This window comes from Pseudoalteromonas sp. SWYJZ19 (assembly GCF_015864375.1).
Lineage (GTDB): Bacteria > Pseudomonadota > Gammaproteobacteria > Enterobacterales > Alteromonadaceae > Pseudoalteromonas > Pseudoalteromonas arctica.
Genome location: NZ_JADYXI010000004.1, coordinates 32,390 through 47,747, shown reverse-complemented (window position 1 = coordinate 47,747; position 15,358 = coordinate 32,390). Strand labels below are relative to the sequence as shown.

Below are 15,358 nucleotides of genomic sequence, written 5' to 3'. Positions count from 1 at the left end.
TATAATTAGAGGATTTAAACACTTTCACCTAGATGAACTATATAACCAGTATCAATTACTTGCTCATAATTCATGCTCGTATCCAAATCGGAATTAATCCGGCTCAACAACTCTCTTCCCGCAACATTACCTATCTGATAACGGGGGGTGATTACACTTGCTAATTGAGGCACCATTGCTTGGCCAATATCATGGCCATGAAAACCCACAATCCCCATTTGGCTAGGCACTAAAATATTGTTTCGCTGGCACTCAAAAATAGCCCCAATTGCTAAATCATCATTAGTACAAAACAAACAGTCAGTATTTGGGTAGTCAGTACGCGCTTTTTGTAAAAGTTCAGCGCCTAAACTATAAGATGAAGCTTGATCAGTCATCACACTTTTAGGCGTAAAGCCTTTAGCTAACATAGCATCTGAATAACCTTGAAATTTTAGGCGTGTTCGTACATCGAGCCTTGCACCTATATAAACAATATTGCGATAGCCTTTATTTAAAAGTGCCGTCGTCATATCAAAAGCGGCTTTAACATTATCAAAACCAACCGCTTGCTGCATAGGAGAGTGATGAGTATCCATTATTTCAATCACAGGTACGCCTGACATTTCAATCATTTTTAGCGTTCTGTCTGTGTGTGTGGTTTCTGATAAAATTAAACCATCAACGTGGTACGACAATAAATACTCAACCCGTTTTTCTTCAATTTCAGGGTTGTAACCATAATGGGCCAACATTGTTTGGTATCCTGCAGGCCCTGTTACATCTTCAATGCCTTTTATAACTTGAGCAAATACGTGGTTCGTTAACGATGGAACGAGTACACCAATAGAGTAGCTTTTAGCATTAGAGAGTAAATCAGGGGCTTTATTTGCAATGTAGCCTAGCGTATCAATAGCTGCACTAATTTTAGTGCGAGTAGACTCTGATACTTTTTCGGGATTACGTAAATAACGACTCACCGTCATTTTGGTTACACCAACCGCATCGGCAATATCTTGAAGAGAAGAACGTTTGTTTTTTTTCATCACACACAATTAAATAAAATGTTACTTGTAACATACCAACTATTGTGAAAAATCACTACTTTTAGCCCTTTTTATTTGGGTTAAAGTAATAAATATTTAGCCTACCGCCTGTATTTAAACTGTTGCTAAATGAATGGCTAAAAAGGTTTAGAAAACCTAAACCTTTTTAGCAAACGATACTGTATTTACAGTAAAGCTGAACAAGCATTTCTAATTAATGTAATTTTAAGCTTTATCGAGCGCTTGGCTTACATCTGCCATTATATCTACAATGTTTTCAATACCGACTGACAAACGAATTAAATCGCGGCTTACGCCCGCATTAGCAAGCTCTTCATCATTTAATTGGCGGTGTGTAGTTGACGCAGGATGACACGCAAGCGACTTAGCATCGCCAATATTAACTAAGCGTAAAATCATGTTTAGCGCATCAATAAAACGAGTACCCGCTTCTAGGCCACCAGCAATACCAAAACTTAAAATACCGGATGCTTTACCACTGGTAATTTTTTGACTCATTTCGTTATACGGGCTTGATTTTAATCCTGCGTAATTAACCCAAAGCACTTTTGGATGGTTTTCTAAATACTCTGCCAGGTGCTGTGCATTTTCGCAGTGGCGATCCATTCTTAAGCCTAAGGTTTCAAGGCCGATTAAAATGTCAGATGCGTTTTTAGGGGCAAGCGCTGCGCCGGTATTTCTAAGTGGCACTACTCTGCAGCGACCGATAAATGCAGCTTCAGCAAAAGCTTCGGTATAAACCACATTGTGATACGACGGATCGGGCTCGTTCATCATTGCAAAACGCGTAGCATTCGCTTTCCAATCAAATTTACCTGAGTCGACAATCATGCCGCCAATAGCAGTACCGTGCCCGTTTATATACTTTGTAAGTGAGTGAACCACTATATCGGCGCCCAGCTCAAATGGGCGGCATAAATACGGCGTAGCCACGGTATTATCAACAATAAGCGGCACACCTTTGCTATGTGCAATACTTGCTAAACGTTCAATATCAACAATATTACCTGCCGGATTACCAATAGATTCACAAAAAACAGCGCGGGTGTTGTCGTCAATTGCATTCTCGAACGCGGTAAAGTCATCGGCTTTAATCATGCGTGCTTCAATACCTTGCCTAGGTAGTGTATGAGCAAATAAGTTATACGTGCCACCATATACTTGGCTGGTGCTTACAATATTAGTGCCTACTTCACACAAACATTGAATAGCATACGTAATAGCGGCCATCCCAGAGGCAACAGCTAGCCCACCAATACCCCCTTCCATTGCAGCAATACGTTGTTCAAGTACGGCATTAGTTGGGTTCATTATGCGGGTGTAAATATTTCCAGGTACTTTTAAATCGAATAAATCAGCGCCATGCTGCGTGTTATCAAATGTATAAGAAGAAGTGTGATAGATAGGCACGGCTGCCGATTTGGTCGTAGGCTCAGATTCGTAACCATGGTGCAGTGCTAATGACTCTAATTTCATAATTATTTCCTTCAATTAATTTACCACTAAGCTAGCACTTCTTGGCTATAAAATGCACATGAAATATATTAAATGATGTTGAGGTGAGGTGATTAAAGTTAATGGCAGCTCGGAGCGATAAGCGGTCATTGATATTGGCTAAATATAGTAGTTAATTGATTGGTCAAACTGCTTTTTGCGCATATATTCATAAAAATGAGCTGCACGCGCATATTGATCTATTTAACTTAACTCAAATATTTTAGAAAACTTAGTGATAGTAATACCTTAGGTTATTTGTTAAAACTATATAGAGTAGACAAATGAGCGTTAAGTCGGCAGAAATATGTGCGATAAGCGCACTATTAAATTTTTATATACCTAGGGATAGCCCGAGTTAAATGGATGCATTGAGCAAGCTTCAAGAAAAAAACAAAATCCACTCTAAGCATCAGCGTAATGCTAGATGGAGCACTGTTTGGGCGTTTTGTCTATTGAGTCCTTTGCTATTTAGCTATGGCTATGAGTTTTATTTTTCAGTGATACAAAACATTAAAATTGAGACTCTTCACCCATCTATAGCCTTATTTGGTTCGCTAGGTTTTGGTTTGCCTTTAGCGGCTATGGGTGACTTAATGCTTTTTAAGCGTGTTAGTAAATTATTCCTACTAACTATCGCAGAAGCTTGGTTTATCTGGCTTTGGGTTGTTACTCCATTATCGTGGCTAGCTTTTTTACCATTGATTCCTGCATTTGTTATATTGCAAGTGCAACTGCCTAAAATAAAAGCAGGCAAGTAAAAGGTATATAACAAGAGTCTAAGGTTACGACAGTCCGCTCATGGAACTAAGCCGAACTTCGGCAAAGAGCGATAAGCGGACATTTAAAAGTTAAATTTATCCCTACTTCTTTGAGTAGGGGCTTAATTTTGTCCGATAACATTATTCAACGCCGTTTCGGGGCAAAATAACATGCTTAATTATTAGCTCTTTTAATTATCTGTTTACAAAGGTAATTATTGGTGAAATTATCAAAGTATATAATATACGCCGTTATAGTATGTTATAAACCACCAAAATGATGCTCAACAAGCTGTTAGTTTTGAACACACTATTAAGAGTTGTTTCATTTTCTGATTATTTTAAGTAAACCTACTAAAAATCAGAGTGAGATAAATAAAAGGAGTTTTAATTGATACATATCTCAAGAGTTAAAATAGAGAATTTCAGAAACTTCCAAAATTTTGAAATTAATACCAATAGGAATATGGTTATTGTAGGGGAAAACAAAGTTGGTAAAAGTAATTTCCTTTTTGCTCTTAGACTGATACTTGATCCTTCTTTGTCAGAATTAGACCGATTTTTGGATGTTGACGATTTTTGGGACGGTTTGGGTGTTAATAAAATTGGTAGCACAATTAAAATTTCAATAGATATTGATAATATAAATAGCTCTGAAACGATGCTATCAGTTTTAGCCGATGGGTTAGTTAATATTGCAACTCATACTGCAAGAATAACTTATGAATTTAAACCTCGTGATGGCGTCGAAAACCATACGATTAATGACTACGAATACAATACTTATCTTGGTAATAATACTGAAAACATTATTCCTCGTAGCTTTCGAAGATGCTTACAAATGGAGCTTTTTCATGCCTTAAGAGATTGTGAAAGAGAGTTAAAAAATAGTAATCGTTCACCAATAAGAGCTTTTTTAGATGATGTAAGTGAGAACTTAACTGAACAGCAAAAAGTTTCAATTGCCGCTGGGTTTGAACAAACACAAGGAGCACTTGATGGCGTTCCTAGTATAGATAATATAGCAGTTAACATTAACAATATGCTTGAAACTATTGTTGGTACTAATCACGTTACACCAGTTAGCTTGAAGTTAGCACCACAGGACATAAGTAAATTGGTTAGGTCATTGCAATTATTGATAGATGCGGGACTTAGAACAATAAGTCAGGCTAGTACTGGCAGTTCAAATATATTATTTTTAACTCTAAAGTTGCTTAAGTTGCAGCATTCGATACAGCAAGGTGAGCAAGAGTTTACTTTTTTAGCAATTGAAGAACCTGAAGCGCACTTACATCCTCATATTCAAAGGCTACTATTTGATTATTTCTACAACTCTGAAGCCAATCTAAACACCATATTAACAACACATTCTCCTCATATCGCTAGTTCCGCACCGTTGCAATCATTGATTGTTTTTAAAGAACATGTGATTGGTGCCCTTAGTTCAACTGCGGGCTACTCTTTAACAAATTCAACTCTAAGTCCAAATGATATTGAAGATATGAGTAGATATTTAACTGTAACAAGAGGAGAAATGCTTTTTGCCCGAGGGGTTATTTTAGTTGAAGGAGATGCAGAAGAGTTTTTAATACCTGAGTTAGCAAATAAGCTTGGCTATGAACTAGATAAAAAAGGCATTTCAATATGTTCAGTTGCAGGCACTAACTTTGCTCCATATGTGAAATTTTTAAAATGTATCGGTACACCATTTACGATTATTACAGATCGAGACCCTTTAAACCTACCTGTTCCTTTGGGGATAACAAGAATTGATAAGCTTCTAGAATTGATTGTTCCTGCATATGTTGCAGGTGTAAACCCCGAAGCAACGATCATTTTAGCAGGTCAGGCTCAAGGTATTTTTACGAATTCTCAGACTCTGGAAACTGAATTAATTAACTCTCCAGTCTTAAAAACTATCGTATGCGATATTTTGTTAGAAGAGCATGGAGAGAGGCAACGTGTCGGACCAATTATTGAAGGTTGGAGAAACAACCAAACGCCTGTAGATATGCCTGCGTTACTAAGGTACATACAAGAAATTGGTAAAGGGCGCTTTGCTAAAAGGTTGAGTTACAGGCTCCCTGATGGACAGTGCCCTCAATATATTATTTCGTCTTTTGAGTATATTACCCATGCAACGTAAAGTAGCTAGTTTTTATAAAACAGAAGCTCTTCAATTAAATGAGTTTGGTCAAAAGGCTGCTTATGATTCGAATACTAATTGTGCCGTTATTGCCGGACCAGGAAGTGGTAAAACCAAAACTTTAGTCTTAAAGGTCGCTAAAATCCTTGATGAAGAAATCAATGACTATCAAAAGGTTGCATGCATAACATATAGCCGACAATGTTGTAGGGAATTACAGCAAAGGTTTAAAAAAATAGGAATATCTTTAAATGAAAACTTGTATGTAGGGACGGTTCACAGCTTTTGTTTAAGTCAAATCGTATCTCCATTAGCGCACCTAGTCGAGTCTGAATTACCCGCTACATATTCAATTGCCAATGAAAAACAACGAAACGACAGTTTTGAATCCGCTAAAAGCCGTATAGGTGAAGCCGCAAAATATTGCAGTTTCGCAACTATGACAAACTATAGAATGTCCTATCTTGAGAGGGATGAGTCTTTTAATAGCAATGATATTTTGTATGCTAATTTAGTCACAAACTATGAGCGATTTCTTCGAAGTAATAGCTTAGTAGACTTTGATGATCTAATTTTAATCACTCGAAAGATGATAAAAGACTATGCGTGGATAAGGGATATTTTGAAAGCAAAATTTCCAATTATTGTCATAGATGAGTATCAGGATTTAGGAAAGCCATTACATGAAATCGTATTGTTATTAGTTGAACATGGCGTAAAAGTAATAGCAGTGGGCGATGTTGATCAATCTATTTATGGATTTACAGGGGCGCACCCTGAATTACTTTTAAGCCTAAGTGAACGCAGTGATTTTGAAAAAGTAGAAATGAAACTTAACTATCGTTCCGCTCAAAATATAGTTAATCTTTCGGATGGATTCGTTGGTGCTAATAAAGGAGTGGTTGCACATAACCAAAATAGAGTCGCAACTATTGATTACCATTTATGCCCTAATGGACTAGAAGAGCAAGTTGATGAAGCTCTGAAAAAGGCGTTAGCTTGCGTGGATTTGTTAGAAAGTAGAACACTTAGTGACGTCGCAATATTATACCCAGATGCTAAAACAGGCGATATAGTTGCACAAAAAGCAACAGATAGAGGGTTGTTTTACAGCCGAATAGATAATAACGCACCATACAGAAAAAACCCAATGACAAACTTCATTGAAGACTGCGCATCTTGGATTACATTTGACTGGAAGGAACAAGGTAAAAGTATTTACTTAAACGACCTAATAAAGTCTTTTACTGTTCTTACTCGTAATTTTATTGAAGATATTGATTCAGCGGCTCTAAATTTTGTCAAATTCTTATGGAGCTCTAAAAATATATCAAACTTAATAACAGCTGAAGCCTTTGTCAGCAAGTTAATTACTGAACATTTTTCTGTATTCATCGATGACCCTAAAACAAAGGATGATTTTTATGAAGTTTTGAAAATGCAAAGTTCATTAAAAGATGACGGGGTTCTACATAATATAAATCTACAGATGCTTGGTGATAATAGGGACAAATCAAACAAACTGAATCTTATAACATACCACTCTAGCAAAGGCTGTGAATATGATGTTGTTATCGCTATAGGTTTAGATAATGGGGTATTTCCTAGATTGGTTTATAAGCCTAGAGAAAGAGTTTGGTATTACCCTGAAGATAAAGAGCTTCAAGAGAAGAGACGGCTTTTCTTTGTGGCCCTAACAAGAGCTAAGTATGATGTTCATTTTTTCAAGTCGGAACACTTTTATACCAGAAATGGGTATAAAATGAATTACGGGCAAAGTATTTTTTTAGATGAATTAGATAAAAAGCTAAATACTTATGATTGTCAATAATTAAGTAATTAATGAAATTCAAACTAATAAATTATTACATGACTTTCTGTTACCACAATTATTATAGAGGTAAGTTTTGAATCCATATATTGAAGACAGTAAGATTTTCTTTAGTTCAGTAGCCACGCAAATTGAAGCGGAAATGGATAAGGCTACAGTGATCAATGCTACGATGTCTTTTGCTTTAGCAATGGAGAGAGTACTTAAAGCGATCCTATACGACATTAACCCTGTTTATATTCTTATGGAACCTTCATTTAAAAACTCTGTGGCTGCTTTATACGCAAGCGAAATTAAATATAAAACTAAAGAAGTCAGTGATAGTCCCAATGAGGATGTTATTACATATAGAACGTCTTTAATAAGGGCTGAAATCGTATCTGAATTTGCCCATGCTAAAAAGCCGATACTTTTTTATTTGTCCCAATGCAGAGATATAATTGCACATAATGAACTTAAGCACTTAGATATCGAAAGAATGAAATTAATGCTTAAGAAAGACTTTTATACCATTTCTCAGGATGTCGCGAACGTGTTTAATTTAAATATTCACAATTTGTTAGCGCATCAAGATACTAGACTTTCACTGCTGAGCTACCCACTTCAGGAGTCAGTGTCGGATAAAGTTTCAATATTACTTGGTATGCACAAAAGAAAATGGCAAAGTCTTAAAAGCAAACCTGGTTATCTTGAAGATAAAGATAAGATGCTACATCAGATTTTGTCAACGCCTAATAAGTTTCAGTGTGTATGTCCTGCCTGTGATAAGACTTCTGTTCTATATACCAAGCCTGAAGTTGAATACAACAAGTTCATGAATCAAGAGGTTGTAACTGGTTATTTTATTACCAGGTTAAAATGTGTTTATTGTAAGCTCGACATATCCGATTATGATGACTTAAGCCACCTAAATAAAATCAATGATTATCAGGAGCTTATAGACTCATCTTTGGCGGTAGAGTAACAGCCATGTAACAAGGCAATTAAGCCGGATTCGTTACAGTTTGCTCGTTCCGCTTCGCATCATTTTAGCCAACTATTACTCACCGCTTATTGCTGCGTAAACGTCCGCTTATGGCACTTAGCAGTCATAAATATACGAATCAAACACCAACAAAAAAGGTAAGAAAATGAGGTCGTCTTTGCTAATTTCTATTTATATGACAGCAAGTGGTACTTTGCTTAAGCGTGCTGTGAGCGAGAATTAGTCATTGAGTGAGTAATTAATTAATGACTACTTCCCCCCCTTTTTTATATGTTCAAATAACCCATCATAAGCATAATATATATAGCTAGCAATAACTTATGCTTTTTGCTATTAATAGAAGCTAATAAAATAAGGACGTTTTCGCTTAAAAATAGAGAAAGAGTCCTCTGATAAAGCATTTATATTTAAAGGAGTGTTACATGGAGTATAAGTTTATTGCAGTTTCTCAAATCTGGGCTACAGGTGGTATGTTAAATAGAGCAAACGCTAAAGCAAACGAGTTGGCAAGAGATGGGTGGGTGTTATCAAAAATGGAAAAAGGCTTTAGTGGTTTTTTATTTGCAACTTTATATCTAGCCTTTGAGCGTAAAATTTAAATATAACAAGCGACTAAGGTTTCGATTATCCGATCATGGCACTTAGCAGTCATAAACGAATCAAATACCAACAAAAAAGGCGCTTCCTTTACGGTAAGCGCCCTTCTGTTATCTCACTAATTACTTATTTTACGATTGTCATTTCGTCTAACAAGTTTTGTGCATTATCTACTTTATCCATTACCCACAGCATGTAGCGTGAATCAACGTGGATTGAGCGATTAAGCTCAGGGTTGTAATCCCAATCACCAATAATACTTTCGTAAACACCGTCAAACAGTAAGCCTACAAGTTCTGCTTTGCCGTTAAGTGTTGGTGAACCTGAGTTACCACCGGTAGTGTCTACATTTGATAAAAAGTTAACGGGTACTGTATTCATGCCACCCGTGTAATCACCGTAAAGCTTGGCTTTAATTTGCTCTTGTAACTTTTTAGGTGCATTAAATGGGTCAACATTGGTGTTTTTAGCTAGTAACCCTTCAAGCGATGTAAAGGGTGTTGCTACCAAGCCATCTTGAGGTGAGTAGCCGCCTACGGTGCCATAGGTTACTCGTAATGTGCTGTTGGCATCGGCGTATACAGGTTTGTTTTTAGCTTTGTTAAACGCAATTATTGCGCTCATTAGCTCTGGGCGAGCTGCTTGTAATTTACCTGCAAGTGCTTTTGATTTATCTTCCTCAGCTTTCATTACTTTAAAGATTGCTTTAGCGTACTGCACAAAAGGGTCTTGGCTTTGATTTAGCTGGCTAAACGATTGCTCAAATAATGAATTGCGAACAGTGGCATTATCGAGTCTTGACTGCTCATACATGCTATCAAGTAACGCGCTTTGGGTTGCTTTATCAAACCCATTTTGTACTTTAAATACGTTATCAACGTCGCTAAAACGATCTTCTTTTGGAAGTGCTGCATACAGTTCTAAAAAGTGCAGTAAAATAGCTTTGTCTACTTTGCTATCATAACGGCGCGTCATGCGCTCAAGCCCTGCTTTAATGCGAGGTAAGTCACGTTCTTGATAACCAGATTCACGTTCGCTATTTGGCTTTTGCTTTTCATAACCTAAGCGGTATAAACGTCGTGCTGTGTTGATCATTTGTGAGCGATGTACATAACCTAACATACGGTCGCGTTCACTGTGCTCTTGTGATTGCGCAATTAGCTCAGATAGCTCACCTAATACGCTTCCGTATTGCTCTTTACGCTCACCGTCACTATTGATCCATTGTGTTAGATCTTGCTCAAACTGTTTTTTGCGCTCAAGCATAGTGCCTTTTTTGAAGCTTTCGATCATCGAACCATAGTTTTTAATATAGTTGTTATAACCTGCAATGGTGCTTTCGTAAGCAATACGCGCTTTACTGCCGTCTTCTGAGTTTTCTTCAATAAGCGACACGTATTTTGAGTTATGAACGCGTGCTTTAGGGTAACTGTCGTTAAATACGTTATCTACCTCTGTTGCAATGCGGTAGCGGTTAGTACGCCCTGGGTAGCCTGTAACCATTACAAAGTCGCCTTCTTGCACGCCTTTGGCACTTACTTTTAGGTAAGAGTCTGGTACGTAAGGTACGTTGTCTTTGCTGTACTCTGCAGGTTTTCCATCTTTGCCTACATAGGCACGGTAAAAACCAAAGTCGCCTGTGTGGCGCGGCCACATCCAGTTATCTATATCGCCGCCGTATTTACCTACGCCCATTGCCGGTGCATAAGATAAACGTACGTCTTTTATTTCAAGTGACTTAATTAGGTAAAACTCTAAACCACCGTGAAACGAATATACATTACAACGATAGCTTTCATCAGCTTCACATTGTGCTACTAGTGCTTTTTCGTTTTTTTCGAGTGCATCGTAGCGTGCTTTTGCTGTTAGCTCGTTAGTACCTTTAATTACTTCATCTGTTACGTTGGTAACCGTTTTTGTTACATAGACGCGTGAGCCCGGCGCTGCAGGTAAATCTTCTGTAGGACTTTTAGCTAAAAAGCCATTTTCTAAAATATTGTTTTCAGGTGTTGAGTTGTATTGTACCGAGCCATAAACACAGTGATGGTTTGACACAACTAAACCCTTAGGCGATACAAACGATGCTGTACAGCCACCTAGGCTAATTACCGCATTCATTGGGAATTCGGTTAATTTAGAAATAGATTCAACATCAATTTCAAGCCCTTTGGCTTTTAAAATTGATTCTAACTCTGGAAGTTGGTGTGGTTGCCACATGCCTTCGTCGGCTATGGCACTACTTGAAAGTGATAAAGAAAATGTGGCTACTAATGTAGCTACAAGAGGTTTTAAACGCATTATAGAATCCTTTTTATTTGTTTCTATAACAGGTTACTCGCGATGGGACAATAAGGTCAATAGCCGTGCAATAAATTGTTACAATCGAGTGTTTAATCTTACTTTTTATCAAAATTCATCGAAAAATCAAGAAACTGTTTTGCTGGTATTGGTTTACTAAAATAGAAGCCTTGCATAAAATCACAACCCAATTCGTTCAATAATGTATGCTGCTCTTTTGTTTCTACACCTTCGGCTACCACTGTCAGTCCTAAGCTGTGCGACATGGCAATAATTGCCTTTACGAGATTACGGTCTTCATTGTTTAGTACAATACCATCAATAAAACTTCTATCTATTTTAAGTACATTAAAAGGGTATTCTCTCAAATAACTTAATGATGAATAACCTGTACCAAAGTCATCCATTGATAAGTTAATGCCTAATGCAGTAATTTCAGTCAGTATATCAACAACATTAGTGTGGCAACTCATCAATACTCCCTCAGTTATTTCAAGCTCTAAACTTTCGGGGTTTACGTTTGCTTCACTCAATGAGTTTTGAATAAAACTGAGCAACCCTACGTCTCTAAATTGGCGAGGAGATAAGTTAACAGCCATGGTGTATTTTTGTTGGCGTTTGCAGGTACTTTGCCATGTGTTTAAAAAGTGTAATGCTTGGCTAATTACAAACTTACCAATAGATACAATTAATCCTGTATTTTCGGCAATAGGTATAAACTCATCGGGTGTTACATTACCTAGCACAGGGTTATGCCAGCGTAATAACGCTTCTGCACCAATGATGTGTTTATTTTTGGCGTCAAATTGGGGCTGGTAGAATAACTCAAATTCATTACGCTCAAGGGCGCCACGCATCTGCTCTTCTATTACTAGTCGGCGCTGAATAATTACGTTCATCTTTTTAGTAAAAAATGAATAAGTATTACGACCATATGATTTTGCTTGATACATTGCAGTGTCAGCATTTCGTAATAAATCAGCAACGGTTGTACCATTTTCTGGGTATATGGCTACACCAATACTCGCTGTTAGTATGTGTTCCCGGCCCTCAATTTTAAAAGGGGCTCTAAAGTTATTGACCAGTTTTTCAGTAATTTTTAGCGCTGCATGGTGATCAGTTATACCTCGTAGTAATACGATAAACTCATCTCCACCTAGGCGCCCTACCGTGTCGTCTTTTCGCAGTGCCTCTTGTAGCCTTTGCGCTGATTCAATTAAAAGTTTGTCTCCTGTTTCATGGCCTAAAGAGTCATTTATTTTTTTAAAATCATCTAAATCCAAAAACAGTACTGCCGCTTTCTCGTTATTTCTTTGTGCTTCAATAAGTAATTGCGACAAACGATCAAGTGCTAAAAAACGATTTGGGAGTAAAGTTAGACTATCGTAATACGCTTGATGTCTAATTATTTCATCTGATTTATGCTGTTCTGTAATATCTCGAATAATAACCATTAACTGGTTATGTTCTGTTATTTTATTTATTCTTGCTTCAAAAAAAACGAGCCCATGGGGCAAAGCTAGCTCGTATTTAAAGCTCATCATCTGTTCTTTTTCTAATACAAGGCTGATATAGGTTTCAAATTTTTTGGCTACATCATGAGGGAGGACATCACCCATTCTTTTACCAATAAATTGCTTTGGCTTGGTATAGAGGTCGGTCTCATTACTGGCATGATACTCAATAATAGTTCCATCGTTTTCCATCAAGAAAAATAAGTCAGGAATTGCTCCAAAAATAGTTTTTAGCATATGCTCATTAAATGACGCATCCGCTTGTGCCTTTTTAACCTCAGATAAATCAATATCAATACAGTACATTTGTTTTGTATTATATTGATTTGTAAACATAACATGGCTGGAAAAAACCGATACATTGTTTCCATCTTTGTCTTGTAAGATAATTTCAGATGCTGGAATTTCTATATCTTTTTTTACCCAATCACTATGTGCGTTAATAACTAACTCACACATTGGCTCTGGAATTATAAGGTCTTCTATTTTTTGTCCTATGGCTTCTTCTTTGGTATATCCATAAAGTCGCTCACTGCCTTCATTCCAATAAATAACACGACGTTCATTGTCATAACCTTGAACAGAAATAACATTTACCGCATCAAATAACTGATGCAAATAGTCGTTAATTACAAATTGATGGGTTAAGTTTGAAGTCGGGTTATCTAATTTCATTTTGAGGCTATATCCATAAATAATTTTATTTAATAATAGAGAAATACTAAATAATAATTAAATTTAATTTTAATATTAAATTTCCATGTACATTATATACGCCATTATACAAAACAAAAAAAGAGCCGAAGCTCTTTTTTAATAATTGTTAACTATATTTAAACGCTATAAAAACTGAATTTATTTTTTTGTCACATCATTTGGATGTTCCACGCCAATCCATGCTTTGAATAGTGCTTTTTGCTCAGGCGTTGCCTCTTTATCAGCAACTACTTTTTTAGGCTTATCAAAATCTTCTGATAATACTAATGTTAAGCTTTCAAGAGCATCGCGACGAAGATAGTCAATGGTTACTTTATCGCCTTTTTTAAACGTTTCTAAGCTGGTTTTTAAATCTTTACCTACGTGATGTTTGTTTATAGCGACAATTTTATCATCGGTAGTTAAACCTGCTTTCCACGCACTGCCACCACGGCGAACGTAACTTAACGTAAGTAACTCGCCTGTGTTTTTAGCGGTAGCATCAATACTTGCAAGCGCTTTTGCTTTTTCTGGTCGCTCAAATTTCAAGCCTACTTTAGTAAGTAGTTCGTCAAAGTTGATACTTGCTGGCGATTCTACATTTTCCTGCCACCAGCTTGAGTAATCACGCCCTGTTAAGTCTTTTAAAATATTAAGCACGTCTACGCCTGTAAAACCGGCTGGCATTTTATGATTGTTATAAAGTGCTTTGTGCACGTCGCGATAGCTTATTTTACCTTGGCTTTTTTCAAGTAAGTCGATATCTAAAGCTAAAGAGAGTAACGAGCCCTCAGAATAAATGTTGGTGCTGTAGTTACGTGCATGATCGCCACCTTGATTAATCCATTTATCAAAGCTTGTTTCGCTTGCGCTTTGCACTTCACGGCCCGGTGTTTGTAAATGGCGATTAATGGTTTTGCTCATCACTTTAAAAAATTCATCTGTGGTTTCAATACCAGAGCGAACCATTAAATGGTCTTCAAAATAACTTGTTGAACCTTCAGCGATCCACAGTAGTTTTGAGTAGTTCATGTTCGTGTAATCGTAAGGCACCAAACCTTGAGGGCGGTATGCTTTAACATTCCACGTATGAACAAACTCATGCGCAGCGGTGCTAATAAAGGCTAGGTAATCTTCGCGGCTACCAAATCGATCGCGTGGACGTTGAATAATTGTAGAGTTTAAATGCTCTGTAGCACCACCAGCACCCGACGTAGCATGTACCATAAATACATAACGTTCATACGGATAGCCATCCCAAATTACATTACCAGTAGCAACTAATTTTTTAAGATCGGTAAGCATTTGCTCTACATCGTAGTTACCGTCGCCCCATATAACTAAATCGTATTCACGGCCATCTACTTCAAATGTGTGTAGTTGGTTAATACCCGTTTCGATTGGTGAATCAACAAGTACGTCGTAATCTGCTGCTTTAAATGAATTTTTGCCTTTTAAATTATCCATACCCGATACAGAGCGCCACTTTTTAGGCACTTCTAAATTAACGGTTACTGGCTCTTGGCGAAATGATTCACTAAACATAAAAAAGCCTGATGCATCTATAAATGCATGGCTGTCGTCAATGTGGCGAGCGCGCTTACCAAGCTCATTTGCATACACCTGGTAGTCAACATTAACTTCTGTTGGCTCATTAAGGTGTACACGCCATGTACTGTGATCAATTTTTTCCCATTTTAACTCTTTACCATCTTCATCTTTAGCTTTGAAGTAACGAATGCCATTGGCAAGGTTTAGCATTTCGTAGCGACCCGTTCGCCATGCAGGAAGTTTTATATCAAGATGTGCTTGCGCTGTTTTTGGAAACTCAACACTTACATCGCCTAAATGATGTTGTGGTTGCGAAATTTCTAAAGAATAATTTACATCGGCAAATACAGGTGCTGAACATGCAGCTAAAATAGATAGGGCTAATAACTTTTTCATAGAAACTCTTAGTGGAAACTTAATTGCCTGCAAGACTAGC

10 protein-coding genes are annotated in these 15,358 nt (G+C 37.2%); 5 read left to right on the top strand and 5 right to left on the bottom strand.

Annotated features, from left to right (window positions below):
• Window positions 1-14 precede the first annotated feature (14 nt).
• Together gntR and I6F45_RS05310 are read right to left on the bottom strand one after the other, a co-directional pair.
• On the bottom strand, window positions 15-1,025 hold the full coding sequence (gene gntR, locus I6F45_RS05315) for a gluconate operon transcriptional repressor GntR (RefSeq protein ID WP_197159868.1): 1,011 nt from the start codon (window positions 1,023-1,025) through the stop codon (window positions 15-17).
• 225 nt (window positions 1,026-1,250) lie between these two features.
• Window positions 1,251-2,522, bottom strand: coding sequence for an O-acetylhomoserine aminocarboxypropyltransferase/cysteine synthase family protein (locus I6F45_RS05310; RefSeq protein ID WP_197159866.1), 1,272 nt, complete (start codon window positions 2,520-2,522; stop codon window positions 1,251-1,253).
• A gap of 380 nt (window positions 2,523-2,902) precedes the next feature.
• Between I6F45_RS05310 and I6F45_RS05305 the strand changes: the two genes are divergently transcribed.
• The 5 genes from I6F45_RS05305 (at window position 2,903) to I6F45_RS05285 (ending at window position 8,865) form a co-directional block, all read left to right on the top strand.
• The gene (locus I6F45_RS05305; RefSeq protein ID WP_149603689.1) at window positions 2,903-3,301 is read left to right on the top strand and encodes a hypothetical protein; all 399 of its coding nucleotides are present in this window, start codon (window positions 2,903-2,905) and stop codon (window positions 3,299-3,301) included.
• A gap of 391 nt (window positions 3,302-3,692) precedes the next feature.
• Window positions 3,693-5,450, top strand: coding sequence for an ATP-dependent nuclease (locus I6F45_RS05300; protein WP_197159864.1), 1,758 nt, complete (start codon window positions 3,693-3,695; stop codon window positions 5,448-5,450).
• The gene (locus I6F45_RS05295) at window positions 5,440-7,281 is read left to right on the top strand and encodes an ATP-dependent helicase (RefSeq protein ID WP_197159862.1); all 1,842 of its coding nucleotides are present in this window, start codon (window positions 5,440-5,442) and stop codon (window positions 7,279-7,281) included. The genes I6F45_RS05300 and I6F45_RS05295 overlap by 11 nt, the downstream gene beginning before the upstream one ends.
• Window positions 7,282-7,357: 76 nt before the next feature.
• Window positions 7,358-8,245 (top strand): hypothetical protein, encoded by an 888-nt coding sequence (locus I6F45_RS05290; protein ID WP_149603687.1) that lies wholly within the window; start codon window positions 7,358-7,360, stop codon window positions 8,243-8,245.
• A gap of 443 nt (window positions 8,246-8,688) precedes the next feature.
• Window positions 8,689-8,865: a hypothetical protein gene (locus tag I6F45_RS05285; protein ID WP_165722958.1), complete on the top strand. Its 177-nt coding sequence runs from the start codon at window positions 8,689-8,691 to the stop codon at window positions 8,863-8,865.
• A gap of 124 nt (window positions 8,866-8,989) precedes the next feature.
• Here the strand turns inward: I6F45_RS05285 and I6F45_RS05280 are convergent, their stop codons facing one another.
• From I6F45_RS05280 to I6F45_RS05270, 3 genes are all read right to left on the bottom strand, one after another.
• On the bottom strand, window positions 8,990-11,161 hold the full coding sequence (locus I6F45_RS05280; RefSeq protein WP_197159860.1) for a S46 family peptidase: 2,172 nt from the start codon (window positions 11,159-11,161) through the stop codon (window positions 8,990-8,992).
• Between the two features lie 98 nt (window positions 11,162-11,259).
• Window positions 11,260-13,350: a bifunctional diguanylate cyclase/phosphodiesterase gene (locus I6F45_RS05275; protein ID WP_197159857.1), complete on the bottom strand. Its 2,091-nt coding sequence runs from the start codon at window positions 13,348-13,350 to the stop codon at window positions 11,260-11,262.
• A gap of 180 nt (window positions 13,351-13,530) precedes the next feature.
• A complete protein-coding gene (locus I6F45_RS05270; RefSeq protein WP_165727999.1) occupies window positions 13,531-15,318 on the bottom strand; it encodes a M61 family metallopeptidase in 1,788 nt (595 codons plus the stop codon).
• Between the last annotated feature and the right edge of the window lie 40 nt (window positions 15,319-15,358).